This window comes from Larkinella rosea, from assembly GCF_003858635.1.
In the GTDB taxonomy this organism is placed as follows: domain Bacteria; phylum Bacteroidota; class Bacteroidia; order Cytophagales; family Spirosomataceae; genus Larkinella; species Larkinella rosea.
Genome location: NZ_RQJO01000009.1, coordinates 274,422 through 300,195, shown reverse-complemented (window position 1 = coordinate 300,195; position 25,774 = coordinate 274,422). Strand labels below are relative to the sequence as shown.

Annotated in this window: 20 protein-coding genes and 1 riboswitch; of the genes, 15 read left to right on the top strand and 5 right to left on the bottom strand. The window is 49.8% G+C overall.

From position 1 onward, the window contains the following. Positions 1-17: 17 nt before the first annotated feature. Genes EHT25_RS17200 through EHT25_RS17190 form a run of 3 tightly spaced genes read left to right on the top strand, consistent with a single transcriptional unit; the run spans position 18 to position 2,961 of the window. Positions 18-992, top strand: coding sequence for a glycosyltransferase family 2 protein (locus tag EHT25_RS17200; protein ID WP_229311594.1), 975 nt, complete (start codon positions 18-20; stop codon positions 990-992). Then, a complete protein-coding gene (locus EHT25_RS17195; RefSeq protein WP_124876378.1) occupies positions 980-1,777 on the top strand; it encodes a polysaccharide deacetylase family protein in 798 nt (265 codons plus the stop codon). Before EHT25_RS17200 ends, EHT25_RS17195 begins: the two co-directional genes overlap by 13 nt. Beyond that, positions 1,774-2,961 (top strand): glycosyltransferase family 87 protein, encoded by a 1,188-nt coding sequence (locus tag EHT25_RS17190; protein ID WP_124876377.1) that lies wholly within the window; start codon positions 1,774-1,776, stop codon positions 2,959-2,961. Before EHT25_RS17195 ends, EHT25_RS17190 begins: the two co-directional genes overlap by 4 nt. On the opposite strand, the gene EHT25_RS17185 is transcribed toward EHT25_RS17190, so the two are convergent. Beyond that, entirely contained in the window at positions 2,904-3,230 is a 327-nt protein-coding gene (locus tag EHT25_RS17185) for a DciA family protein (RefSeq protein WP_124876376.1), read from the bottom strand. The two genes, EHT25_RS17190 and EHT25_RS17185, sit on opposite strands and share 58 nt — an antisense overlap. Positions 3,231-3,572: 342 nt before the next feature. On the opposite strand from EHT25_RS17185, the gene EHT25_RS17180 reads away from it, so the two are divergent. The 9 genes from EHT25_RS17180 (at position 3,573) to EHT25_RS17140 (ending at position 16,159) form a co-directional block, all read left to right on the top strand. Then, positions 3,573-5,048 carry a Gfo/Idh/MocA family protein gene (locus EHT25_RS17180; protein WP_124876375.1) on the top strand — a complete coding sequence of 492 codons (1,476 nt, stop codon included), beginning with the start codon at positions 3,573-3,575 and terminating at the stop codon, positions 5,046-5,048. 352 nt (positions 5,049-5,400) lie between these two features. Continuing rightward, a riboswitch (SAM riboswitch) is annotated at positions 5,401-5,518 on the top strand. A gap of 238 nt (positions 5,519-5,756) precedes the next feature. Then, entirely contained in the window at positions 5,757-7,061 is a 1,305-nt protein-coding gene (locus EHT25_RS17175) for an O-acetylhomoserine aminocarboxypropyltransferase/cysteine synthase family protein (protein ID WP_124876374.1), read from the top strand. Between the two features lie 126 nt (positions 7,062-7,187). Further along, positions 7,188-8,234 carry a homoserine O-acetyltransferase family protein gene (locus EHT25_RS17170; RefSeq protein ID WP_124876373.1) on the top strand — a complete coding sequence of 349 codons (1,047 nt, stop codon included), beginning with the start codon at positions 7,188-7,190 and terminating at the stop codon, positions 8,232-8,234. Between the two features lie 286 nt (positions 8,235-8,520). Continuing rightward, complete coding sequence (locus EHT25_RS17165; protein ID WP_229311587.1) at positions 8,521-9,660, top strand: ROK family protein; 1,140 nt, start codon at positions 8,521-8,523, stop codon at positions 9,658-9,660. Between the two features lie 16 nt (positions 9,661-9,676). Beyond that, positions 9,677-11,341, top strand: coding sequence for a beta-N-acetylhexosaminidase (locus EHT25_RS17160; protein ID WP_124876371.1), 1,665 nt, complete (start codon positions 9,677-9,679; stop codon positions 11,339-11,341). 221 nt (positions 11,342-11,562) lie between these two features. Then, positions 11,563-12,861: an acetylxylan esterase gene (locus EHT25_RS17155; protein WP_124876370.1), complete on the top strand. Its 1,299-nt coding sequence runs from the start codon at positions 11,563-11,565 to the stop codon at positions 12,859-12,861. Positions 12,862-12,956: 95 nt separating this feature from the next. After that, positions 12,957-13,853: an SAM hydrolase/SAM-dependent halogenase family protein gene (locus tag EHT25_RS17150; protein ID WP_124876369.1), complete on the top strand. Its 897-nt coding sequence runs from the start codon at positions 12,957-12,959 to the stop codon at positions 13,851-13,853. Between the two features lie 182 nt (positions 13,854-14,035). Continuing rightward, complete coding sequence (locus EHT25_RS17145; protein ID WP_124876368.1) at positions 14,036-15,253, top strand: acyltransferase family protein; 1,218 nt, start codon at positions 14,036-14,038, stop codon at positions 15,251-15,253. A gap of 123 nt (positions 15,254-15,376) precedes the next feature. Then, positions 15,377-16,159, top strand: a complete 783-nt coding sequence (locus tag EHT25_RS17140) for a M48 family metalloprotease (protein ID WP_124876367.1) — start codon at positions 15,377-15,379, stop codon at positions 16,157-16,159. A gap of 110 nt (positions 16,160-16,269) precedes the next feature. Here EHT25_RS17140 and EHT25_RS17135 read toward each other — a convergent pair whose 3' ends face one another. Then, complete coding sequence (locus EHT25_RS17135; protein WP_124876366.1) at positions 16,270-17,601, bottom strand: amidohydrolase; 1,332 nt, start codon at positions 17,599-17,601, stop codon at positions 16,270-16,272. 487 nt (positions 17,602-18,088) lie between these two features. Here EHT25_RS17135 and EHT25_RS17130 point away from each other — a divergent pair, with 487 nt between their 5' ends. Genes EHT25_RS17130 through EHT25_RS17120 form a run of 3 tightly spaced genes read left to right on the top strand, consistent with a single transcriptional unit; the run spans position 18,089 to position 23,263 of the window. Continuing rightward, positions 18,089-21,220: a SusC/RagA family TonB-linked outer membrane protein gene (locus EHT25_RS17130; RefSeq protein WP_124876365.1), complete on the top strand. Its 3,132-nt coding sequence runs from the start codon at positions 18,089-18,091 to the stop codon at positions 21,218-21,220. Between the two features lie 23 nt (positions 21,221-21,243). Next, positions 21,244-22,725 carry a SusD/RagB family nutrient-binding outer membrane lipoprotein gene (locus tag EHT25_RS17125; RefSeq protein WP_124876364.1) on the top strand — a complete coding sequence of 494 codons (1,482 nt, stop codon included), beginning with the start codon at positions 21,244-21,246 and terminating at the stop codon, positions 22,723-22,725. Positions 22,726-22,753: 28 nt separating this feature from the next. Beyond that, the gene (locus tag EHT25_RS17120) at positions 22,754-23,263 is read left to right on the top strand and encodes a hypothetical protein (protein WP_124876363.1); all 510 of its coding nucleotides are present in this window, start codon (positions 22,754-22,756) and stop codon (positions 23,261-23,263) included. A gap of 78 nt (positions 23,264-23,341) precedes the next feature. Here EHT25_RS17120 and EHT25_RS17115 read toward each other — a convergent pair whose 3' ends face one another. The 3 genes from EHT25_RS17115 to EHT25_RS17105 all read right to left on the bottom strand — a co-directional run bounded on the left by EHT25_RS17115 (position 23,342) and on the right by EHT25_RS17105 (position 25,648). Then, a complete protein-coding gene (locus tag EHT25_RS17115) occupies positions 23,342-24,265 on the bottom strand; it encodes an SMP-30/gluconolactonase/LRE family protein (protein WP_124876362.1) in 924 nt (307 codons plus the stop codon). 47 nt (positions 24,266-24,312) lie between these two features. Further along, entirely contained in the window at positions 24,313-25,032 is a 720-nt protein-coding gene (locus tag EHT25_RS17110; protein WP_124876361.1) for an SDR family NAD(P)-dependent oxidoreductase, read from the bottom strand. A 172-nt stretch (positions 25,033-25,204) separates the two neighbouring features. Beyond that, complete coding sequence (locus tag EHT25_RS17105; protein WP_124876360.1) at positions 25,205-25,648, bottom strand: MarR family winged helix-turn-helix transcriptional regulator; 444 nt, start codon at positions 25,646-25,648, stop codon at positions 25,205-25,207. Positions 25,649-25,774 lie beyond the last annotated feature (126 nt).

Genomic DNA, 25,774 nt, shown 5'->3' with positions numbered 1-25,774 from the left:
AAATGCCGAATGTATTATTGAACCAACGTACTGGTAAAATCAGTATTGTAGTTCCGGCGCACAATGAAGAGGAGAACTTGCCCGTCCTGGTAAGTCGATTGGAAAATGTGCTGGCGCCCTATCAGGAGTTTGAAATTTTGATCATCGACGATGGCAGCAAGGATGATACGCTCTATGTTTTGCAGCAATTGAGCAGCCTGTATCATTCCGTTCGTTATCTGTCGTTTTCCCGCAATTTTGGCCACCAGGCCGCCCTGCGAGCCGGTTTTGATCATGCCACCGGCGATTGTGTCATCTGCCTCGATGCTGATTTACAACACCCTCCCGAACTGATTCCGACGCTCATTACGCAGTGGGAAGAAGGCTACGATGTGGTTTGTGCCATCCGGAAAGCCGATCCAACGCTACCGTTGATGAAACGAAAAACGTCCCGCTGGTTTTACAAGTTTATCCGAATGGTTTCCGACGTAAATCTGGAGGAAGGGGCGGCCGATTTTCGGTTGCTCGACCGCAAGGTGGTCGATAGCCTGAAACAATACAAGGAAACGGATTTGTTTCTGCGGGGAATGATTTCCTGGATGGGCTTTCGGCAAAGCCGGGTCGAATACCAGCCCGCCCAGCGGTATGCCGGAAAAAGCAAGTATTCATTCCGCAAGATGTTCAATCTGGCCACGATGGGCATCACGTCCTTTACCACCAAACCGCTCTATCTGTCGGTTGTGCTGGGCTTCGGGATGTTTCTGTTTGCACTGTTATTCGGCGCCGAAGTGCTCTACGAAAAATATTTCACGGCCAATACGGTTTCCGGCTGGACCTCGATCGTGCTCCTCATTGTGCTGATCGGCGGCATTCAGTTTATCATGATGGGCATCATTGGCATTTACCTCGGAAAGGCTTTCCAGGAAGTGAAGCATCGGCCCACCTACCTGATCTACGAATCGAACCTGGTGGACAAAGTCGTCAGTGTGGAAACGGAAGCATGGAATCGGTAAACCGTCAGATTATGTTCACCGTCGATGTCGAGGAATTCGACACGGCGCTGGAGTATGGGCACAATTTGTCGCTCGACGAACAGTTGGTTGTTTCGACGCGGGGCTTGCGGTTGCTGACCGATCGGCTGGCTACGCTGAACGTCCGGGCAACGCTGTTTACGACCGCCAATTATGCTTTTCACGAAGCGGATTTGGTTAGAAATCTGGCTAAAACGCACGAAATCGCGTCGCACGGTTTTTATCACACGACATTTGAACCCGCCGATTTACTGAAATCGCGCCGGACGCTGGAATCGATAACGGGCCAGGAGGTGGTCGGCTTTCGCCGGGCGCGGATGGCCGCGGTGGATGAAACGGATTTGTTTCTGGCGGGATACCGCTACAATTCATCCCTGCATCCGACGTTTCTGCCGGGGCGTTATAACCACCTTCGGGAGCCGCGCAAACCGTTTCAGAGCGGGAATATCCTGCACATTCCGGCGTCGGTAACGCCCCGATTGCGGTTGCCGCTGTTCTGGCTGAGTCTGAAAAATTTCCCGTTTGAGATTTACAAGCGGCTGTGCATGAACACCCTTCGAACCGACGGTTTCCTGAATCTCTACGTTCATCCCTGGGAGTTTACGGATTTGTCGGATTACACCAAAATTCCGGCCTATGTCCGGCGGTATTCCCACCAGCGGTTGCTCGACCGCGTCGAACTATTGTTGCGCTACCTGGCTCCGCAAGGCGAATTCCGGACGATGCGGGAATTTTCGGAAACCATTTTTCTTCCTTCAAACGTATGAGTTTGCGTTGGCTGACGCTGCCCCGACTGCTGGGGTTGTTTATCTTCATCCTGACCGGGGCGGCCTTTCAGAAATACATGATGGGGAGCATCAATAACTACCTGATGTTTTCCAAACCGTTTCATAACCTGCTGCTCGACAAGAGTATTTACGGTTTACATCCCGATCTCTACAACGACAACTACAAATACAGCCCGACGTTTGCCTGGCTGATGGGGCCTTTCTATTACATGCCGATCGGTCTCGGGGTTTTCTTCTGGAACCTGATCAATTCGGTGGTATTGGCGGTGGGAATCTGGTATTTTCTGGAAGATGAAGAAGATGCCGCCCGAAAACGCTGGGTTGCATTGCTGATCATTTTTCCGGAAGCGCTCGTTACGGCCCAGAACATGCAAAGCAACAACCTGATCATCGGGGCGATGTTGCTTGGTTTGTACCACCTGCGGAATGAGCGGGTCTGGCAGGCGGCTTTTTTCTTTGTATTATGCGGTTTTGTGAAGTTTTACGGTATTACGGCCGCCTTGTTTTTCGTTTTTTATCCCAAAAAACCGCAGTTTTTGCTGGCCATGACCGTCTGGACGGTTTTGTTTGCGCTGGCTCCGGCAACGATCATTCCGTTGAGCAGCTTAAAAAACGAATACGTTGAATGGTTCAATGTGGTAATGGTCAGTACCTTAGGCCGACTGGTTTCCGTGATGGGCATTCTGGAGGTTTGGTTCGGCATGGCCAAAACCGATGCCAATCTGCGGATGGTGGAAGCCGTCGGAATCGTGCTTTTTCTCCTGCCTTTTCTGCGATTCACCCTTTGGAAAAACCGCTTGTTTCAGCACCGGATGATTGCCTATTTCCTGCTGTTCATCATTATTTTCAACAAAATGGCCGAATCACCGACCTACGTGCTGGCGGTAGTGGGCGTGGCAATCTGGTGGCTGACGCTCGAATCGCCAACTCGTTTTGATTGGGCCTTATTAGTGACGGTAATTGTGTTTACCTCGCTGTCGCCGACGGACATCTTTCCCCGGTTTATACGGAACGAGTTTTTTGTGCCGTACCGCATCAAAGCCGTTGGCTGCGTGCTGGTCTGGGCCCGTTTACAGTGGCAATTATGGACACAAGCGGCTCCGGATCAGATAAAAATGACGTCTTCCAGCACATCAGCCCCCATTTCGCGGTTGATCAGCTGAATCATTTTCTGTTTGGCAATCACCAGTTCGCTGCGGAGCGGGGCAGAACTGATTTCGATGTGTAGCTTACGGTCTTTGACGTAAAGCCGGTTGGTCCGGGAAGCAATCGCTTTGCCCATCATTTTCTCCCAAAAAGCTTCGAGGTAGGTTTCGTTGAAGCGGGTTTGCAGTTGATAGGATTTCAACATCTGCCCGATGGCATCTTTTAGTGCAACCGTCCCGGCGCGACGGGAAGCATTTTCTTTGTCAAAACGATAATATTGTGCCATACGAAACGGTGTCTTACTACAAAGGTAACGATCGCCCGGAACGAATGGCAAGCCAACAACGGAAAAATTTTAGTTTCTAAAAAGAGAGGATTGAATGGTTTTAACGGGTAAAAAATGGTTGGATGGCTGTTGGAATTTTTAGTATCTTTCAACCATTCAAGCCATTAACTGTCTAATCATCCTTAACCAGCCTTCAGCCAGATTAACCCTAAGAACCATTCACTCATCCTTCAGCCGTCCAACCATTTTCAGGCAATAGAACCATTTTTCGTCCGTTATTGGTAAATCTTTCCTAATTTGGACTTTATTTGTACTGATTAATCCATAGTCCTTAACTGATTTATGCAATCTTCTGACAAACCGTCGCAAACATCGCGTCGCAAATTTATTCAGGCCGGGGCACTGGCTGCTGGTGGCTTCTTCATCGTACCCCGTCATGTATTGGGGAGAGGATTTATTGCTCCGAGTGACAAACTGAACATTGCCGGAGTCGGTTTCGGCGGAAAAGGGTTTAGCGATACGAACAATTCGTACAACAACGGAGCCAATAACATTGTCGCACTTTGCGACGTGGACTGGGGTCTTCCCCGAGTGAAAGAGAACTTCACGAAACATCCGAACGCAAAACGCTACAAGGATTTCCGTGAAATGCTGGAAAAAGAAGGAAAAACCATTGACGCCGTCACGGTTTCGACCGCCGACCACACCCACGCCGTAGTGGCAATGGCGGCTATGTCGCGGGGCAAACACGTTTACGTACAAAAACCGCTGACACACAACATCCACGAAGCCCGGATGCTGACTGAAGCAGCCCGAAAATACAAAGTGGTAACCCAGATGGGAAACCAGGGTTCATCGAATCCGCAGCAAAAAACGATGGTGGAGTGGTTCGACAAAGGCTTGCTGGGCAAAGTAAGTACCATTCAGATCTGGACCAACCGCCCGGTATGGCCGCAAGGCATTCCAGTGCCGACTAATTTCTCCGAACCTTCTGCCGACCTGGATTGGGATCTGTGGCTGGGACCTGCTCAGAAAGTGGGCTATACGCCAGCTTACCACCCGTTCAAATGGCGCGGCTGGTGGAACTTTGGTGCTGGCGCCCTCGGCGATATCGGTTGCCACATCATGGATATTCCGTTCCGTGTGTTGGGATTGGGCTATCCAACGGAAGTGGAAACCAGCATCAGCTCGGTGTTTCTGAAAGACTGGACGCCGGAATACAACCCCGAAGGTTGTCCGCCCGCATCGCACGTGGAACTGAAATTCCCGGCATCGGCCAAGAATAAATCCGAAGTGAAACTGGTCTGGTCCGACGGCGGTATTCGTCCGTTCCGGCCAGATATGCTGCCCGCGGGCGAAGCCTACCCCGAAGGTGGCGAAAACGGCATGTTCATGATCGGTGATAAAGGGCTGATTGCCTGCGGGATGTACGGTGATGACCCGATTCTGTATACCAAAGATGGTCAGAAAATAGTAGCTCCGGCGAAACCAAAACCGACCGATGGCAAACCCTGGCCCGAAAATGGCCACCAGATTCTGTGGACGGAAGCCTGCAAAGCCGGCTTTAACAGCAAGGAACACAAAGGGTTAACGTCTTCGTTCGACTTCTCCGGTCCGCTGACCGAATCGGTTCTGATGGGTAACCTGGCCATTCGCAGCTACATGCTCCGGACGCCGAAAGCCGACGGAAAAGGCTTTACCTATCCCGGTCGTCAACGCCTGATGTGGGATGGTAAGAATATGAAAATTACGAACTTCGACGATGCCAACCAGTTTGTTTCGCGGCAATACCGTGATGGCTGGAAGCTCTCGATGTAAGCAAAAATAGTTACCCCGTTTACAGTTTAGTGTTGATAGTTTCGAAAAATGAGCACTAACCCGATTTATTATCAGTGGGTTATGCCGCAAATGATAAACTTGAAACGCTGAACTTATCGTAACGCGCTCAAAGCCTCCCGTTTTAAAGTCCCTGGACTGGTAAACGGGAGGCTTTCGTATGTTTAACCAAACCCATTCGGTAATCCATTTTGGCTATTCGGCGGTATGGTGGCTGTTTCGACCGAAAAAATTTGCAGCAACGGACTTCCTTCGCTATACTTGCGGCTCAAATCAAGTTTCCAGACCGGTTCGAGTACTTCCGAATCGTTGCAGCGGATTTCCTGTTGCGCTTGATTTATAAAGAAGAGGCAAGAGACCGGGCTCGGTGAACCTCTGGCAACCTGCCGTGCGGCAAGGTGCTACATCCCGCCTACGGTTTGCTCCGGCAAAACCGATAGGAGATATAAATCGAACAAGCTCATGATCAACATCCGATGGTGTATGCCCCCGGCGGGCAACTAATCTCACACACTTCCAGTATACCGACATCCGGGAGAGGCTATCGGCTACAGATTGACTGCTTAAGTTATATCCAACGGCAAGCCAATCACCCGAAAATGGATCCGTTTTGGCGGTTGGCTCAATGGCGCGTCCGTTTTGCAAAAATCAAATCCTTCTGTTTTACACTCATAAATCCACAACAAAATTATGGCAACCCCATTGCACTTTGAAAGCTTGCAAGTACATGCAGGACAGGAACCCGATCCCACCACCAATTCACGGGCTGTTCCTATTTACCAGACGACTTCATATGTTTTTGACAGCGCCGAACATGGTGCTAAACTCTTTGCTTTACAGCAATTTGGCAATATTTATACCCGGATCATGAATCCTACCACCGACGTATTCGAGAAGCGCATGGCGGCTCTAGAAGGCGGGGTGGCAGCTTTGGCCGTTGCGTCCGGGCAGGCGGCCCAATTTGTTGCGCTGAACAACATTCTGACCGTCGGCGAGAACTTTGTTACCAGTCCGTTCCTTTACGGTGGAACGTATAATCAATTCAAGGTTTCGTTCAAACGGCTGGGCATTGAAGCCCGTTTCGCCGAAGGTGACAACGTGGAAAGCTTCGAGCGACTGATCGACGACAAAACAAAGGCCATTTACCTGGAAACGATTGGTAACCCGAAGTTCAATGTTCCTGATTTTGACGCTTTTGCGGCTCTGGCTCAGAAATACGATCTGCCCCTGATTGTCGACAACACATTCGGCGCGGGCGGTTATTTGTTCCGGCCCATCGAACACGGCGCGGCAGTGGTGGTGGAGTCGGCCACAAAATGGATCGGCGGACACGGTACAAGCATTGGAGGTGTGATTGTCGATAGCGGTAATTACAACTGGGGCAATGGGAAATTCCTGCAATTTACCGAACCCGCCGACGGGTACCACGGCCTGGTTTTCAACGATGTATTCGGCATTGGCGGGCCTTTTGGTAACATCCAGTTCATCATTCGCGCCCGGGTAGAAGGGCTCCGCGACTGGGGACCGGCGCTGAGTCCGTTCAACTCGTTCTTACTCCTGCAGGGCGTGGAAACCTTGTCGCTGCGGGTTGACCGCACGGTTGAGAATGCGCTGGCTGTTGCCAAATGGCTGGAACAGCACGAGGGCGTTGAAAGCGTTTATTATCCGGGATTGGAAAGCAGTCCGTATCATGAATTAGCCAAAAAATACCTTAAACGCGGTTTTGGTGGCGTCATGATGTTCAAATTGAAAGCCGGTTCAGCCGCTGCGGATCAGTTTATCGATAGCCTGACCATGATCAGCCACCTGGCCAATGTCGGCGATTTGAAAACATTGATCATTCACCCGGCGGCCACAACACACCAGCAATTGAGTTCCGAAGAGCAATTCAGTGCGGGTGTCGAACCGGGTCTGCTGCGTATTTCGGTCGGTACGGAACACATCGACGACATTAAAGCCGATCTTGAGCAGGCATTTGCGGCCATTAGTGCGTAATATTTAGTGCACGATTTTCAGTTTTCAGTATACGGTTTTCGGTTGCTGACGCACGAAGGCTAATGCATCAGCAACCGAAAACCGTATACTGAAAACCGTCACTGTAAACAGACAATTCTTTTTCGATTGGAAACCCGATTTTTTGATTACAAATACACCTTTTCTTTAGAGTGTGGCGCTGACTTACCGGGCTTCCGGCTAGCCTATACAACCCGCGGAACACTGAACGCCGACCGTTCAAATGTGGTCTGGGTTTGTCATGCCCTGACGGGTAGTGCCGATGCCGGTGACTGGTGGGACGGTATGATTGGGCCGGGTAAATTCTACGACCCGGCGCGCCAGTTTATTATTTGTGCCAATGTATTGGGTTCCTGCTACGGCTCCACCGGACCGCTGGCGGTCAATCCCCAAACCGGTCGCCCCTTCTACCACGAATTTCCGCTCATCACGATTCATGACATTGCCAAAGCACTGGATTTGCTGCGGCTGGAATTGGGCATCGAAAAAATTGAAACCTGCATTGGCGGTTCACTGGGTGGTCAACAGGCACTGGAATGGGCTATTCAGCAACCCGATGTAATCCAGAATCTGATTCTGATCGCTACCAACGCCGTGATGTCGCCCTGGGGAATTGCGTTCAACGAAGCCCAGCGCATGGCGATCAGTGCCGATCCAACCTGGATTGAGCGCCGTGCCGATGCCGGACAAGCCGGAATGAAAGCCGCCCGGGCGGTTGCGATGTTGTCGTACCGGAACTATGACACCTACGGTTTTACGCAGGCGTTGGACAATAACGAGCAAATCGATCACTACAAGGCTTCCAGTTACCAGCAATACCAGGGCGAGAAACTAGCCAGCCGGTTCAATGCCTTCACGTATTGGACGTTATCGAAAGTAATGGATTCGCACAACGTCGGGCGAAACCGGGGGAGCATCACCCTGGCTCTTGAGCAGGTGATTTCCAGGACTTTATCGGTTGGCATCAAATCCGATATCCTGTTCCCTCCCATCGAACAGAAAATTCTGGCCCGGCACATTCCCGATGCCCGCTACGAAGAAATCGATTCACTTTATGGCCACGATGGTTTTTTGATCGAAACCAAACCACTATCCCAAATCATTCGCAACTGGATGGACGAGCGGAAATCGTTGGTCAGCGTCGCGGTTGACTAATTAAATCAATTGATTTGCCGGATAAGTAAAAACCGTTGTTTCTTCCGCTTTTGTAGAAATTCGAATGTGTTTGTAAGGATGGTAAACAACAAAAATTTGTTATTTTGTAAATAATTTAATTAAATCGCACTATTAATAAATTATTTTAAAAATATCCTCCTTATATTTCATCGTTTTTCATCTCATGGAGCTCTTCGGTGAGCATTGATTTTGTATGGAGGCAAATTATACTATATCGATTGTTGATAAGAAAAAAAGTCGTTTAAAGCGCGGTATCTTAAAAGAAATGTACCGCTTGGGCTCCCGAACGCTGGCTCAGTTGGCGAAAGCATTGCACGCCAGCGTGCCATCAGTCACGATGTTGATCGACGAATTAGCATCCGAGAGCTGGGTCCAGGAGATCGGGACCGGTGTTGCGCAGTACGGTCGCAAACCAGCGTTATTTGGACTTCGGCCTGGTAATCAGGCTATTGTCGTTATTGACATCAGTGTTCACGACATCAAATTGGTGGTTTTTGATCTGACCAATCGGGTGCTCGACCGCCTGGATGTCAATCTGCGATTAGAAGATTCCGTTGCTTTTCTGGAAGCGCTACAAGGTCCACTGGAAGAAGTGGCGCAGCGCATTCAGGAAAAACAGCTGAAGATCATTGGCGTCGGTTGCGCTTTGCCCGGTTTGGTCGACCCGCGCACCGGAATCAACTATACCTACAAAAAATTAAACCGCCCCGAACAGTCGCTGCGGCAGTTGCTGGCGGAGAGCTTCGACGCACCGGTTTACCTTCTCAACGATACCAAAGCCACTATTTTGGGTGAACACCGCTTCGGACTCGCGAAAGGCAAAAACCATGTTTTATCCATCAACATTGACTGGGGTGTGGGATTAGGCGTCATCAATAACGGCGAAATTTTGCAGGGGTTAGCCGGTTTTGCCGGTGAGTTGGGCCACATTCAGCTACAGGCCGACGGTGAATTGTGCACCTGCGGAAAAGTGGGCTGTCTGGATACGCTGACCTCCGCTTCGTCGCTGATTCGTCGGGTAAAAGCCGGGTTGCGCGAAGGTCGGGTTTCAAAACTCGCCGAAGAAAATTTTGAGGACATCGATGTCGAACTGGTGATTGACAAAGCCAGAGCGGGCGATGAACTGGCTATTGATCTGCTGACCGAATTAGGCAACGAACTGGGCAAGGGTCTTTCCATCGCCGTTCATTTATTCAATCCCGAACTCATCATCGTTAATGGCGTTGTGGGCAAAGCCGAACGGCTAATTACCCGGCCCATCGAACAGGCCATCGACAAATATTGTTTGGCCGATTTTCGAACAAAACTCGTCATTGCGGTTTCGCGCCTGGGCGAAATGGCTAAACTCTGCGGCACCCAGGCCTATGTGGTTCAGTGCTTGCTGGATCACGAAGAAATTCCTTAACAAATCTGATTCCCGAATGAAAAATCTGGTTCTATGTATTGCGCTTCTTTGTCTGACAATTCAGTTCTCCGAAGCACAACCCTCCCGATATGCGCTGGTTCCTCAGCCCGTTCGTCTGGACGAACAGAAAGGGGATTTTAAAGTACCGGCCAATCTTGTCATTAGCGTCGAAAGCAATAACGCCGACGTTCGCCGGGTGGCCGAAATGCTGGCTGCGCAACTGGGTAAAGCAACGGGGCGAAAGGCCCAAATCAAAACCGGCAAAAGTGGTTCCATTGTTTTTGCGTCGGCACAAAGTCCCAAATTAGGCCAGGAAGGTTATCTTCTGAACGTAACGCCCAGGCGCATTACGCTGACGGCCCAACAGCCGAACGGTTTTTTCTACGCGGTGCAGTCGTTGCTGCAATTGATGCCCTCCGAGGTGTTTGGAGCATCGGTGGCGTCGGGTGTCGATTGGTCGGTGCCGTGTTGTTCCATCGAAGACCAGCCGCGGTATGGCTATCGGGGCGTTATGCTGGACGTGAGCCGCCATTTTTACCCGGTTCCCGCAGTGAAAAAAGTCATTGATGAGATTGCACTCCACAAGATCAATACATTTCACTGGCACCTGACCGACGATCAGGGCTGGCGAATTGAAATCAAGAAACACCCCAAACTGACCGAAATCGGCTCCACCCGGAAAGAAACCATGTTGGGGCAATACCGGAATAACAAGTACGACAAAACGCCTTATGGCGGTTTTTATACGCAGGATCAAATCCGGGAAGTGATCAAATACGCGCAGGACCGGTTTATTACCGTCATTCCGGAAATCGAGATGCCGGGTCATGCGATGGCGATTCTGTCGGCTTATCCGGAACTGGGCAGCAGCGCGGACAAGATTGTGCCGGTTACGGGTACATGGGGCGTCCACGAAGATGTACTTTTTCCACGCGAAGAAACTTTTCAATTTTTGCAGGAAGTACTGACCGAAGTAATTGATTTGTTCCCGAGCCAATACATCCACATCGGCGGTGACGAATGTCCGAAAACCCAGTGGATTGCCAGCCGGTTTTGCCAGGATCTGATTAAAAAACTGGGTCTGAAAGATGAACACGAATTGCAGAGTTATTTCATCGGGCGAATCGACAAATTTATTACAGCAAAAGGCCGCAAAATGATCGGCTGGGACGAAATCCTGGAAGGCGGTTTGTCGCCCAACGCTACGGTGATGAGCTGGCGTGGGGTCGACGGCGGTATTGCTGCGGCCCGGCAAGGCCACGATGCCATCATGACACCGACTACCTATTTCTACCTGGATTATTACCAGGCGGACCCCAAAACCACCCCGCAGCCGCTGTCCATTGGCGGTTTGTTGCCGCTGGAAAAAACGTATTCGTATGATCCGGCCCCCGACAGCCTGACAGCCGAGCAACAGAAACACATCATTGGCGTTCAGGCCAACCTCTGGACGGAATATGTCAAAACGCCGGAACACGTGGAATACATGCTCTTTCCCCGCGCAATCGCGATGGCTGAAACCGGCTGGACGCCCAAAGACCGCAAAAACATCGACGATTTCAAACGGCGGCTGGACGTCCATAAAAAACGCCTGGATGCGCTGAAAATCAATTACTACGGAGCGCCAATCAATACGGATTTCATGTACTCCAAACCGGACGGTTCCGTTGGGAAGCTGTAGAGCTGGGGCCTGTAAAACTGGAATTCATCAACAAGGCCCGGACGCAAATCCGGGCCTTGTTGGTTAATATGATTCATAAATTGATCAGGTTTATGAAACCTGGGCTAAAAACAAACCGGCGCTCTGATCCAAGATTGAAAGCAAATGCCTTCTAACAGGTAGAAAAGGCGTGTTTTTTACTTACCAATATAAAATCTTAACATTTCAATGCCTGAACCTTTATGAAAAAATACGCTTTGCTGGTTGGTCTGTACCTGCTGGTGACAATTTGCGCGTTCGCTCAACCCGCCGAACGACCCATTAAAATCGTTGTGGCTCCCGATCATACCGATTGGCAATACCGCCCCGGCGAACCGGTAAAATTCACCATTTCGGTGTTGCAGTACGGAAACCCAATCAAAGGGGCCAAAATCAAGTACGAAATCGGGCCGGAAAAAATGGATCCAACCAAACAGGAAACCGTAACTCTCGCCAACGGGACGACCACCGTTGACGGCGGCACGATGAAAACACCCGGTTTTTTGCGCTGTGTTGCGACGGCCGAAATCAACGGCAAAACGTATCGGAACCTGGCAACGGCGGGGTTCAATCCGCTGCAAATACCCCCAACCGTCGATAATCCTGCGGATTTTAAGATGTTCTGGGACAGTGCCAAAGCCGAACTCAGCCGCATTCCGCTCGACGCCCGCATGACGCTGATGCCCGAGCGCTGTACCGAAAACGTGAACGTGTATCACGTCAATATCCAGAATTACGCCAACTCGCGGGTATACGGTATTCTGTGTATCCCCAAAAAAGAAGGCAAATACCCGGCTTTGCTGCGGGTGCCGGGAGCCGGAATTCGGCCTTATGCCGGGAACCTGTCCGATGCCGAAAAAGGCATCATTACGCTGGAAATCGGTATTCATGGCATTCCGGTCAATATGGACCCCGTGGTTTATACCAATTTAAGTGCCGGAGCCTTAACCGGTTATTTCAATATTAACCTCGACGACCGCGACCGGTATTACTACAAACGGGTTTACCTCGGCTGCGTTCGGGCCAACGATTTTCTGGTGAGTTTGCCGCAGTACGACGGAAGCAATCTGGCCGTAACGGGCGGTAGTCAGGGGGGCGCGTTGTCCATCACCACCGCTGGTTTGGACGCCCGCGTGAAGTGGCTCGGGGCGTATTATCCGGCGCTGTCCGACGTCACGGGGTACCTGAAAGGCCGGGCGGGCGGATGGCCGCATTTGTTCACCGGAAAGTCGCTGGCCTACAACAATACGCCCGCAAAAATCAAAACCGTATCGTATTATGACGTGGTCAATTTCGCCCGACTGATCAAAGTACCCGGTTATTATTCATGGGGTTTTAACGACGAGACCTGCCCGCCAACCTCGATGTATGCGTCCTACAATGTTATTTCGGCCCCGAAACAGCTCAAACTTTACGAAGACACCGGTCACTGGACTTATCCCGAACAAACCGAGTTGATGACAAACTGGATTGTTCAGCAATTGAAAGGAACGAGCAAGTAAATCGTTTTCGGTATCCGGTTTTCGGTTGGCTGACGCATGCAAGAGAACGCGTCAGCACTGAAAACCGGATACCGAAAACGGAAAACCGTAACGCCATGAACCGCAAAACCGCCCTGTTTTTTATCCACTGCTGGTTAGTGTCCTCTGTGCTGGTTGCTCAAAACGGCATATTGGTTTTTCAATCGGATTTTGGTGTAAAAGACGGGGCGGTTTCGGCCATGAAAGGCGTATCGCTTGGCGTTTCTCCCCAGCTTAAAATCGTTGATTTGACCCACGAGATTCCAGCTTTTAATATTTGGGAGGCATCGTATCGGCTGTTGCAAACGGCTCCGTATTATCCCAAAGGAACGGTTTTCGTTTCAGTTTGTGATCCGGGCGTCGGAACAGATCGGAAATCAGTGGTTTTACTCACCAAATCCGGGCATTATTTTGTAACTCCCGACAACGGAACGCTCACGCTCATTTCCGAAAAACTGGGTATTCAGGAAGTACGGGAAATCGATGAAGCCATCAACCGCCGTCGAAATTCAAACGAGTCATACACCTTCCACGGACGCGACGTGTACGCCTATACGGGGGCTCGTCTGGCGGCCAAAGTGATTACCTATGCGCAGGTAGGGAAGCCGTTGCCACCTGCCGTTGTGAAAATTCCGTACCAGAAACCAACGTTTGAAAATGGTGTATTGAAGGGAATGATTCCGGTGCTGGATGTGCAATACGGCAACGTCTGGACCAACATTTCCAAAGATTGGTTTGCCAAACTGGGCATAAAAACCGGCGAAAACCTGCAGGTGCGGTTTTATAACAAAGACGAAAAAGTATTCGACGGACGAATGGTGCTGGTAAACACCTTCGGTGAGTCGAAAGAAGGCGAAAATGTGGCTTATTTTAACAGCCTGATGGATTTTTCGGTAGCGATCAACATGGGAAATTTCTCCGAAAAGTATAAAGTCAATAGCGGCCCGGACTGGCGGGTCGAAGTTTCAAAATAAGCGTATATTCAATTTCCCTGCGCCCGATTAGCGCTCAACTTTCCCGCTCTTCAGAATAGAATCATCAGTAGCCAGTAAATAAGTATTTCACTCTAGACACCCGTTGGGTGTTAGATTTGTCATTAATTACCTACTAAAATCAATTGTTCAGTTACATCATCACCCTAACCTATCTCACTCGGATGGGTAAGGTTAACAGGTGTGACCTGAAGGGCAGGATGACAAAAACGAAGAACGGTTTGCTTCCCAGGCGTTTTTATTCTTTAGACATTTTAAGGGGATTGGCGTCATTATCCGTTGTTTTATTTCATTGGCGTCATGGCTTTTATCAGTGTACCTCGCATACCGGTTTTGTGGCCGAAAATCAACCATTTTTCTTTTTTTTACAGTTTTTCTACGAACAAGGTCAAAAAGCCGTCGAGCTATTTTTTACGCTCTCCGGATTTATATTTTTCTGGTTATACGCCGATCGAATTAGTAAGCATAAAATTTCATTGAACGAGTTTGCACTCCTTCGATTTTCCCGATTATATCCGCTCCATTTTTCAACTCTTCTTCTGGTATTATTTCTTCAAACCGTGTATCGATCATCAGTGGGGTGTTACTTCATATACCCATTCAATGATTCCTATCATTTTATTCTACAGCTATTTTTTGCTTCAAACTGGGGTTTTGAAAAGGGTTTTTCGTTTAATGGGCCAATCTGGTCGGTTTCGATAGAAATCCTGCTATACATCATTTTCTTCACTATTAGCTGGTACAAAAAAGACAAACTGCTTTTCCTGATTCTTCTCATAATCGCCAGTTATGTAATCTTCTATTTTCGGGGCTATCAACTGGCACAGGGCGTTTTTTCATTTTTTATCGGTGGAATAACGTATCGATTATTTTCCACTTTCTATTCAAAAATGATTTCCGATAAAATGGCTGTTTTTCTCCTGACTGCAACTGTTTTAGTCTGGACTCTTGTAGTTCTGGAAGTTCACTATTCTTTTTCAAAACCCCTCTTTTCTGGTTTTTTAAATCAGTTGGCTATTGCCCAGAAATATGTTTTTTTAGTTGATCGGTTTATTCCTCTTTTTATCAGTGTTTTCTTGTTTCCCGTAACGATCCTGGCGCTGGTGGTCTGGGAAGTTAGAAAAGGTTCGCTGGGGAAACGGATTGCTTTTATCGGCGACATCAGTTACTCGTCTTACCTACTGCATTTCCCGCTTCAATTGGCGACGGTTTTGCTGGCCACCAAATTAGGTTACACCCATGCCGTTTTTGAATCTCCGGTTTTATTACTGGTTTTCTTCGCCGTGTTAATTGCACTGAGCTTTCTGTCGCACCGGTTTTTTGAAATGCCGATTCAGGGCAAGTTGAGAAGAATGGTCTTGAAAAACCGGCAAATGGCTTAAAATCAGCGCCGGAGAAAGTCGTTTTTTTGCTTTTTTTTTACACATTCGAAATATACGCGGGAACATTCTGTTCCTTTTTGGTTAACTATACGACTAAATAGAACTTCCATATCCTTTCCCATCATGCGTTCGCGGGCGACAAGAGTTGTTATTGGTTTGGTAATGGCCCTGGTGGCCTTGTTTACCTATTTTACAAACACCCAGGAAAACCCGGTAACGGGTGAAAAACAGCACATTAGCATGACGCCCGAGCAGGAGGTTCAACTCGGGCTGGAAAGTGTCCCCCAAATGGCCCGGGAGTTTGGCGGGCTTTACCCGGACGAAAAAGTGCAGCAATCGGTGAAGCGCGTCGGCGAGAAAATTGTCAATGCGACCAGCGTCAAAACCAGTCCGTACAAATTTGATTTTCACGTCCTGGCCGACGATAAAATCGTCAATGCGTTTGCCGTGCCGGGCGGACAGATTTTTATAACAGCGGCTTTGCTCGACAAACTGAAGAGCGAAGATCAGCTGGCGGGCGTTTTGGGCCACGAAATTACGCACGTGGTCGGCAGACACTCGGCCGAGCAAATTGCCCAGCAGCAGCTAACGCAGGGATTGGCCGGAGCCGCTGCGGTTGCTACGGAAGACCCCAATTCGCCGGGCCGCAGTTCCGCCATTGCGGCTTATGTTGCCAACCTGATCGGTCTGAAATACGGTCGCGATGACGAAATTGAATCCGATCAACTGGGTGTACGCTGGATGATCGAGAGCGGTTACAAACCCGAAGCGATGATCGAGGTGATGGAAATCCTGAAAGCCGCCGGTGGTCCCAATCGCCCATCCGAGTTCATGAGCAGCCACCCTGATCCCGATAACCGCATCGAACGGATTAAGGAAGCAATTGCGAAGTATAAGGGAAAATAGGTTTCCGGTTTACGCCGGTCCGATGGTTCGGCGGCTGATCCACCTAGCCAATCAGTCCTGTATGGAGGATTAAGTAAAACCAATCCTCCATACAATGGTCAATAGCACCTTCATTTCTTTTTCACACTGGCCGTTCCCGCGCCCTTCCACTGTTCCATATAGTCCACAGTCAAATGGCAGAGGGCTTTAACGCCCAATCCAAAACCGCTTTCGTCGATGTGGAAATCCGGCGTATGGTGCGGGGCGGCATCTTCCAGTTTGGTCCCCTTCGGCATGCCACCCAGAAAAAAGAAAAAACCGGGTATTTTTTGCTGGAAAAAGGAAAAATCTTCGGCACCGGTGTCCAACGGCCGGATGTGGACGTGGTCTTTTCCGGCCACGGCTTCAAGCGTCGGCACCATCTGATCGGTTAGCGCCGGATCGTTGTAGGTTACCGGATACATTACATCAATTTTGACATCGGCCTTGGCTCCGGCACTTTCCGAAATATTCGTGGCCACTTCGTTGATCCGACGGTGAATGGTTTGCTGCATTTCGGGCGTGAATGAGCGGATGGTGCCGATCATATTGACTTCTTCCGGAATGATGTTCTGCCGGATTCCGCCGTGTACCGCGCCCACCGTTACGACCGCCGGAAATTCCGTAATCGGCAGATTCCGGCTCACGATCGTCTGCAATCCCATTACAATCTGCGAGCTCGTCACGATCGGATCGACGCCCGACCAGGGCGCTGCTCCGTGCGTCTGTTTGCCTTTGACTTTCACACTGAAAAAATCGACGGCGGCCATCGTCGCACCCGGCCGGTATTTAATCGTGCCCACTTCGGTTTGTGAATTGATATGCAGCCCAAAAATGGCATCGACTTTGGGATTTTCCAGTACGCCCTCTTTCACCATCAGTTGCGCTCCACCTTCTTCACCCGCCGGTGGACCTTCTTCCGCCGGTTGGAAAATAAACTTAACGGTTCCTTTCAGATCGTTTTTGACGCTGGCCAGCACCTCGGCAACGCCCATCATGATAGCGACGTGTGAATCATGGCCACAAGCGTGCATGACCCCGGTTTTCTGTCCGTTAAATTCCGTGGTTACCGTGGATTTAAACGCCAGATTGCCCCGTTCGGTCACCGGCAAACCGTCCATGTCAGCCCGTAGAGCCACAACCGGACCCGGTTTCCCGCCCTTCAAAATGCCGACTACGCCGGTTTTAGCCACATTGGTTTTTACTTCGATTCCCAGCGAATGCAGGTGAGCGGCCACTTTGGCGGAGGTTTGAAATTCACGGTTACCCAATTCCGGATTCTGGTGAATCTCGCGTCGCCACGCAACCACTTTTTTCTCCAGGCCGTCAGCGGTTTTAGTAATCTGACTTTTTAGAGGTGACTGTGCCTGCAAAGCAAAAGGCAAAAGGGTGCAAAAAAGTGCGTAAACCGTCTTATTGCTCATTTTTAAACGTATTTTGTAAGTACAAATGATTAACTTCATCGAGACAACAGTATCGTTTTGTTTCCTAATTACGGCAAATTTTAACAAAAAAAGGCAATGTTATATGCCAATAAAAGGGTTTAGCAGCGCGCATAATAAATTTAATGTAAAATGGAAAAATACAACAATCATTCCGCCCCTGGTTTTCCCCGCGAGAACACCAAAATCGACTAATCGTCAGACAGTCTACTAGTTATCCTGATCCTCGCATGCAAATTCTCCTAAGCCACGCGGCTTGAAATGAAAATCTGGCGCATTTATTTCAGCGTAGACAAAGGTTTTATTTTATTTTTTATTAACTTGATCATATATCTATCAACCTTAATAAGACATTTTTATAAGTACTTCTAAAAAAAATGTCACCAAACTAGTTTTTTGGTTTATTTATTGCGGATATAAAAGTAGTTTTGCATCCATTTTTTTACGTTCATCTATTAAAAACCTATCTATGAGAAAACGTTTAGCCGGATTCTGGCTATTGTGCGTGCTTTTTGCCCTGCCCGCATTAGCCCAGGATCGGACGGTGACCGGTAAAGTCACTTCATCCGACGACGGCTCCACTCTCCCGGGTGTGAGCATCCAATTGAAAGGTACCAGCCGCGGTACCACCACGGATTCAGACGGAAATTACAGTCTGCCAAACGTTCCAGCCAACGCCCGGTTGGTTTTTAGCTTCATCGGAACCGCGACCCAGGAAATTGTGGTCGGCAATCAATCGACGATCAATGTACAACTAAAATCTGACGCAAGCCAGTTGTCGGAAGTCGTTGTCACTGCCCAGGGGATCGAACGCGACCGGCGTTCATTGGGGTATTCGACCCAGGATGTTCGGGGAGATGTGCTGGCCCAGCGCTCGGAACCCAATGTCCTGAACGCGCTGCAAGGGAAACTGGCCGGGGTGAATATTACGCCTTCCAGCGGTGCGCCGGGTGCTTCGACTAACATCAACATCCGCGGGATTACGTCGTTTAACGGAAGTAACCAGCCGTTGATCGTGGTCGACGGTGTTATTTTCAACAACGACGTCAACCGGAATCCTTCCACGGACAACTCGCTGTTCAGCGCACAGGCTTCGAACCGACTGGCCGACATCAACCCGGAAAGCATCGAGTCCATCAACGTGCTGAAAGGACCGGCCGCTTCGGTTCTCTACGGTTCCCGCGCATCCGCCGGTGCGATTGTCATTACGACAAAAACCGGTCGGAATATGAAAGGGAAAACCGAAGTAACCGTTAATTCTTCTTTTAATGTTCAAAACGTTTACGGATTACCTCCGCTGCAAAACGACTACGGACAAGGTACCCAGAATAACTTCATCAATACATCCGGTAACTCCTGGGGCCCCAAATTCGGCGGTAGCCTGACCCAGGTGACGACGCTTCAGGGAAATACGGTTCCTTACCAGGCCTATCCGGACAACGTCAAGAATTTCTACGATCAAGGTAGTGTGTGGCAAAACTCGTTCAACATCGCTTCGGGCGACGAACGACGTAACTACATTCTGGCGGTTGGAAATACGCTGCAAAAAGGGATCGTCCCGAACAGTAAATTCGACCGAACCAATGTGCAGGTGGGTGGTGAATCCAAACTGCAAAACGGCCTCAAATTGAGCAGTACGGTTACTTATGTAAAAACCGCCCAGAACGGAACGCCGGTTGGTAACGGTGGTAGCGCGTTTGGTCAAATCACCCGGATTCCCCGGAGTTATGACCTGAACGGAACGCCGTATCAGGATGCGCAGGGTAAAAGTATTTATTACTCGACTACGCAAAACCATCCTTTGTGGAGTGCTTACAACGAGACGATGAAAAGTCAGGTTGACCGGGTTTTCGGAAATTTCCAGGTAGGTTACGACTTCGCAAAATGGCTGAACGTATCGTACCGCGTAACGGCTGATACCTACACCGACCGTCGGAAAATGAGCTTCGCGATCGGATCGGCCCGCGGTCCCGCTGGTCAGATTATCGAAGACATGTTCTTCCGCTCAGAGTTGAACGGCGACCTGTTGATCAATGCCCACAAAGATAACCTGTTTCTGGAAGGACTGAACGCCAACATATTGCTGGGTAATAACATTAACCAGCGGAGAGACCAGAACACCACCCTGTCGGCACAGCAATTGACCATTCCGGGCTTCTACAACGTCAGCAACGGGTCAGTTTTTACAGCCAGTCAGGAGAACAACACGAAGCGCCGACTGGTTGGTTACTACGGTCAGTTATCGCTGGGTTACCAAAATTACTTATTCGTGGAATTGTCGGGCCGGGTTGACCAATCATCGACGCTGCCGAAAGCGAACAACACTTACTTCTATCCGGCGGCTTCCGTCAGCTTTGTTCCGACCGATGCCTTCAAGCTCAACTCGAACGTGCTGTCGTATGCCAAAGTTCGCGCGAGCGTAGCCCGGGTAGGCCGGGATGCCGACCCGTATCTGCTGAACTCGGTTTTTGTCGCTTCCAGTTATGGGAACAATTCCGCCAGCATCACGTTCCCAATTTCCGTGGGTGGCGCCAATTTGCCGGGCTTTAGCCCCAGTACGCGGATTGGTAACAACAACCTGACGCCCGAGTTTGTCCGTTCGTATGAATTCGGCCTGAATCTGGGGCTGTTCCGCAACCGGGCAAGCCTTGATCTGGCTTACTTCGACACGCGCAGTACCAACCAGATCTTCAACGTATCGGTCTCTAATTCAACCGGTTACGATACCCGCACCACCAACGTTGGTGCCTTGAGCAACAAAGGGATCGAATTAGTGCTGAACACGACGCCAGTTCGTTTGCAGAATGGTTTCAAATGGGATCTGGTGCTGAACTTTACCCGGATTCGGAACAAAGTGGAAGAAATCGCTCCGGGTGTAACGCAATCGCCGATCACAGGGGGCGCATTCGTCGGGATCAACCCGTCGATCGTGGTGGGTCAGCCATACGGTGTCATTGTCGGCACAGCCAATGCCCGCAGCCCGCAGGGCCAATACCTGATCAACCCGAACACCGGTTTGTTCGTACCAGGTATTGCCGGACAGGTGATTTCCAACCCGAACCCGAACTGGACGGCGGGTTTGACCAACACGTTTAGCTACAAAGGTCTGGCACTTTCGGTTCTGTTTGACACCCGCCAGGGAGGCCAGTTGTACTCATTTGGCGCCGTCGATTTACGCGGTCAGGGCCACTTAGCCGTAACCGGAATTGACCGGGATCAGCCCCGTATTCTGCCGGGTGTGATCGAAGTAACCAACGCTGATGGTTCGAAAACCTATAACCCGAACAACATTCAGTTGAGCGCCCAAAACTACTGGGCGAATCTGGGTGGTCTGGCTTCCGAGGCTGCGGTTTTCGACGCAACGGTTTACCGCCTGCGCGAACTGGCCCTGAATTACAGCCTGCCCGCCAGCCTGATTGGCAAAACGCCCTTCGGTGCGGTTTCCATTGGGGTTAGCGGTCGTAACCTGTGGTTCTATGCGCCCAACTACATGGCTGATCCCGAAACCAACACGCAAGGTGCCGGTAACATTCAGGGACTTGATTTGAACGGTATTCCCAACACGCGGAATTACGGTGTTAACCTGCGGTTTACGTTTTAATCACCTTCATCATTTTTTCGACAATGAAGATTTCAAGCTATAAAAAATTTCTGTTGGTGCCCTTCCTGCTTTCCATGGGTGCCTGTAGTAACTACCTCGACGTCAATGTGACGCCGAATAACCCGACGGAAGTAACCCCGCCCGTTTTGCTGCCTTCAGCACTGGCCGGTTCCGCGTTTGCCAATAACGGCGAGCTAAACCGGTTTGGATCGGTGGTGATGAATTACCTGTCAGGTGCGGGTGGTAGCCCAACGAACTACGACCGGTTTAATACGAACGGGGCTGATTTTGGAAACCAATGGCGTTTCGATATCTACGGGGGTGCGCTGGTAGGTTATCAGAAACTGATTGAGGCTGCTGATAAAACAAATTCAAAAGCCTATACGGGGATTGCCAAAATCATGAAGGCGTATACCTTCAGTATGGTGACGGATATCTGGGGCGATGTTCCCTACTCACAGGCATTGCAGGGTGAAGCGTTTATTCAACCGCGTCTGGATAAGCAGGAGGACATCTACAAAGGTAACCAGGCTTCCGGTATTCAGAGCCTGTTTGATCTGGTTCGCGAAGGGCTGGCTGATCTGGAAGCTCCCAGTACGTCCAAACCGGCCGCTGATGACATCGTATACGGCGGAACGATCGACAACTGGAAACGGGCCGGTTACACCCTGATGCTGAAAATGGCCAACACAATCAGCAAAAAAGAACCCGCGCTGGCGAAAACCATTATCACCGAAGTGTTGGCCAAAAATCTGTATATCACCAGCAACGCACAGGATCTGAACGTTAAATTTGGTAGCAGCGTCGGTAGTACCAGCGCCATCTGGAACCTGGCGGTTTTTGGATCGTTCAGCAACGAACTGATTCTGAGCACGCGTTTCCTGAACGTACTCCGCCCCAGCGCCACTGATGCCACCAAAACCGATCCGCGTCTGGCGGTTTTCTACACCAAACCGTCGACGGACTATGTTTCCATCGATAACGGTTTTGCCGGAACCTTGCCAACGCCGACCACTACCTGGTCGCGGTATGGTGCTTACGTAACGGGCGCGCAGGGCGAAGGTCCAGTCCGGTTGATTACCAACTTCCAGCGGGCTTTCATTCTGGCCGAATCGGCCTTAACGCTGGGCACGGCGGGTGATCCTCAGGCGCTGTATACCGAAGGCATCACGGCTTCGATGAAACTGGCCGGTATTACGGATGCAGCCATCGCGGCTTACCTGACGGCAAATCCAAACATTGCCACGCTGACCGGCACGAACGAACAAAAGCTCGAGCAGATCATTACCCAGAAATGGATTGCCTGGACGGGCAACGGTCTGGAATCCTGGAACGACTGGCGTCGGACGGGTTATCCCAGGCTGACCGCTTCGCAAAACGCCGTTGGTATCGACGGTACGCGTCCGGTGCGCGCGGCTTACATCACGCAGGAAATTGAGCGGAATCCGAATTTCCCCAACCCGGGCCCGCAATCCAATGCAAAACTGTGGTGGGATGTTGATTAATCGGTCATTCGTTAACGAAACTATACTCATGAAAAAAATAGCGTTTCAACTTCTTTTACTCGCCGTAGTTGCTCTGGCCGGAGTTTCCTGCAAAGACGACGGCGTCTATAGCGATCTGGTTCGGGACAATCGCCCTGCTGTACCGGTGACCTATACGGGTGCTACAACCTACGGTTTTGATCCTTACTATGAAGTTTCGACCGCAGCGGGTGGTAACATCAAGATCTCGATCTCGATCCCTGCGTCCAGTGGCCGGACGATCAAAGAGATTACGCGGGTGGCGGCTGGTGCGACCAGCATCAACGTGGCTACGCTGAACACGGTTTCAACGAACTACATTGCAGCTCCGATCGCCGGTAGTGGCACAACGGTCGATTTTACGACTACACTGAAGGACTTTGCAACCAAACGTCCAGCCGTTGCCATTACGCCGGTGGCTTTACCAAACTTCCGGGAAATTGCTTTTATGTTTCTCGTAACACTGGATGATGGCTCGCAAGTCGTGGCCCAACCGGTTCGGATTCGGGTGCTGGCGTAATCTGCTGTTCTTCACAAACAAAAAAACCGTTCCGGCATCGGAACGGTTTTTTTGTTTGTTTACGGAAAATCCGGAGCCTTACTCAACCCCTTTTACCTGCATTTCAATCGTGTAAACCGACTCGGAGGCCGTTATGAACAGCGTGCTGCGTTTTTTTCCGCCAAAACAGATGTTACCGACCCAGCGCGACGGAACCGGGATGACCTGGAGCTTTTCACCCGTCGGGCTGTAAACCGTAACGCCCCGGCCGCTTAGATAAACATTTCCCTGATTATCCAGTGTCATGCCATCAGAACCTTGCGAAACAAAAAGCTGGCGGTTCGTTAACGACCCATCTTCATTGATTTGGTACTTATACGTTTTATTATCCCGAATATCGGCTACATACAGGAATTTGCCATTGGGCGTTCCCACGATACCGTTTGGCTGTTTTAGATCTCCATCCACCACCACGGCCTCTTTTTTCCCTTTGGGCAGATAATACACTTTCTGTCCTTCGAGATCCGGCTTTTTACGCTCCCAGTAATCCCGCTGATAATACGGATCGGTGAAATAGATGCCGCCTTTCGCGTCAATCCACAAATCGTTGGGTCCATTGTAGCGCTTGCCTTCGAAATCGGTCATTAAAACCGTGACTTTCTTTTTCGGGCTGATCGACCATAATTCGTCTTTTTCGTCGGCGCAGGAGATCATATTACCTTTCTTATCAAAATAAAGCCCGTTCGACCGACCGGTTTTGTCCATGAAAAGCGTCAGATTTCCGTCGGTATCGTATTTCCAGATTTTGTCGTTGGGTTGATCGGTGAAATAAATATCCCCTTTTTTATTGACGGCCGGCCCTTCGGTAAACTTAAACTGGTTGGAAATCTGCTTCGGGGTCGCTCCGACAGCCGTCACTTTCACGGAATCTGCTCGGCCCGAGTGTAGCCCGTAACTGAAGCTTTTGGGGGCACACAGAATCAATACCGTAAAAAAGAGTCCGGCTTTTCTACTAAAAATCATAGGAGTAGTTTTGAGGTTCAGGAATAGGCAAATATAGCGAATTCCGTTTACCACGGCACTTCCCGCTTGTCTTTCCAGAATTTACCCGTTTCGTGAGGTGAAGCTTCGGTTGCCAGCCAAATCGTCGTTTCCGCGCCTTTTTCGAGGGAGCGGTTGGCACCGGAACCGCCCATGTCGGTTTCTACCCAGCCCGGATTGACGCAATTGACGGCAATATTTTTGCCCGCCACCGCAGCTGCAAATTGCCGGGTCATGGCGTTCAGGGCGGTTTTTGAAAGACTATAGGCCGGATAACTGTCCTGCATATGCGCCAGCGAACCCAGATCGCTCGTTAGGTTGATGATCCGGCCACCGGTTTTGCTTTTTTCCAAATAAGGCAGAAAATCCTGAATCACCATAATAGGGCCGATCAGATTGGTTTTGAGGGCCCGCTCCAGCGATTCGATATTGAGTTTGCAGATAGACACATGCCGGTCAGAATCTTCCAGAATGGCCGCATTGTTGACCAGTACATCCAGATGACTGGCTTTTTGGGAGAAAGTTCCGTAGGCGTTTTTGATGCTGACCGGATCGGTCACATTCATGTGAAGGAAAATGGCTTCGTAGCCCTGTTCACACAGTTCGTGAACAGCCGCTCGCCCCTTTTCGATATCCCGGGACGCCATGAAAACCGCATACCCCTTTTTACAAAGTTCCAGGGAAATTTCTTTTCCAAGTCCCCGGTTAGCACCGGTCACTAGCGCAACTTTTTCGTGATTGGTGTTCATAACTTCAATGATTGAACTGTAGACCTGAACTTCACCCGGAGCCAAGGCCCGGGAATTTATCCTATCAAGTCTACAATCCAACCATCAAAATTGTTCAAAAAAACGGTCTGTTTGGTGTTCGCAACCTAATCATGATTGCACAATCAATACGCTATTTTCCAAAACAAAGCGATCAGGAATCCTTCCCCAGCGCTTTTACAGCGCCATAAAGCAAATCCGTCATCTTACGGGAACTTTCATCGCCCAGGATATCCGCATAGCGACGCATCAGATTATCCCATGCTTTTTTGATATCCGGTAACATGACAATCCCTTTCTCAGTAGCGTAAACCAGCGTATGTTTTCCTTCGATCTTCCGCTCTACCAGTTTTTTCAATTCGAGTTTTTCGATCAAACGGGTGATGGTTGATGGAGTTAAATGCAGCTCGCCACTCAATTCTTTAGGCTGAATACCGGGGTTTTCGATGGCCTCCTTCAACACAAATGCATGGGAAGCCGTCAGTCCCAACCGACCAAATTCGTCGTCGGAAATATTAGTCATTACTCTCGCTAGTGCATTTGCCGTGAAATTAAGGCAATTGCTGTACTTTGAAATCCGTTTTTTTTCTGCGATCATGATTGCTAGGGTTTTAAAATTAGCACACTCTACTATGTTACCGATATGTAAATATAACGAACTTAATTGAAATTAGTTTGTCAAAGCAATTGATTAAAAAAAATACAATCCCATTAGTATTAATTT

What these genes read in the sequence shown, in the direction of transcription:
- EHT25_RS17195 (WP_124876378.1), top strand. Translation starts at nt 980, where the DNA reads ATGGAATCGGTAAACCGTCAGATTATGTTCACCGTCGATGTCGAGGAA.
- EHT25_RS17190 (WP_124876377.1), top strand. Translation starts at nt 1,774, where the DNA reads ATGAGTTTGCGTTGGCTGACGCTGCCCCGACTGCTGGGGTTGTTTATC.
- EHT25_RS17185 (WP_124876376.1), bottom strand. Translation starts at nt 3,230, where the DNA reads ATGGCACAATATTATCGTTTTGACAAAGAAAATGCTTCCCGTCGCGCC.
- EHT25_RS17180 (WP_124876375.1), top strand. Translation starts at nt 3,573, where the DNA reads ATGCAATCTTCTGACAAACCGTCGCAAACATCGCGTCGCAAATTTATT.
- EHT25_RS17175 (WP_124876374.1), top strand. Translation starts at nt 5,757, where the DNA reads ATGGCAACCCCATTGCACTTTGAAAGCTTGCAAGTACATGCAGGACAG.
- EHT25_RS17165 (WP_229311587.1), top strand. Translation starts at nt 8,521, where the DNA reads ATGTACCGCTTGGGCTCCCGAACGCTGGCTCAGTTGGCGAAAGCATTG.
- EHT25_RS17160 (WP_124876371.1), top strand. Translation starts at nt 9,677, where the DNA reads ATGAAAAATCTGGTTCTATGTATTGCGCTTCTTTGTCTGACAATTCAG.
- EHT25_RS17155 (WP_124876370.1), top strand. Translation starts at nt 11,563, where the DNA reads ATGAAAAAATACGCTTTGCTGGTTGGTCTGTACCTGCTGGTGACAATT.
- EHT25_RS17150 (WP_124876369.1), top strand. Translation starts at nt 12,957, where the DNA reads ATGAACCGCAAAACCGCCCTGTTTTTTATCCACTGCTGGTTAGTGTCC.
- EHT25_RS17145 (WP_124876368.1), top strand. Translation starts at nt 14,036, where the DNA reads ATGGGTAAGGTTAACAGGTGTGACCTGAAGGGCAGGATGACAAAAACG.
- EHT25_RS17140 (WP_124876367.1), top strand. Translation starts at nt 15,377, where the DNA reads ATGCGTTCGCGGGCGACAAGAGTTGTTATTGGTTTGGTAATGGCCCTG.
- EHT25_RS17135 (WP_124876366.1), bottom strand. Translation starts at nt 17,601, where the DNA reads ATGAGCAATAAGACGGTTTACGCACTTTTTTGCACCCTTTTGCCTTTT.
- EHT25_RS17130 (WP_124876365.1), top strand. Translation starts at nt 18,089, where the DNA reads ATGAGAAAACGTTTAGCCGGATTCTGGCTATTGTGCGTGCTTTTTGCC.
- EHT25_RS17125 (WP_124876364.1), top strand. Translation starts at nt 21,244, where the DNA reads ATGAAGATTTCAAGCTATAAAAAATTTCTGTTGGTGCCCTTCCTGCTT.
- EHT25_RS17120 (WP_124876363.1), top strand. Translation starts at nt 22,754, where the DNA reads ATGAAAAAAATAGCGTTTCAACTTCTTTTACTCGCCGTAGTTGCTCTG.
- EHT25_RS17115 (WP_124876362.1), bottom strand. Translation starts at nt 24,265, where the DNA reads ATGATTTTTAGTAGAAAAGCCGGACTCTTTTTTACGGTATTGATTCTG.
- EHT25_RS17110 (WP_124876361.1), bottom strand. Translation starts at nt 25,032, where the DNA reads ATGAACACCAATCACGAAAAAGTTGCGCTAGTGACCGGTGCTAACCGG.
- EHT25_RS17105 (WP_124876360.1), bottom strand. Translation starts at nt 25,648, where the DNA reads ATGATCGCAGAAAAAAAACGGATTTCAAAGTACAGCAATTGCCTTAAT.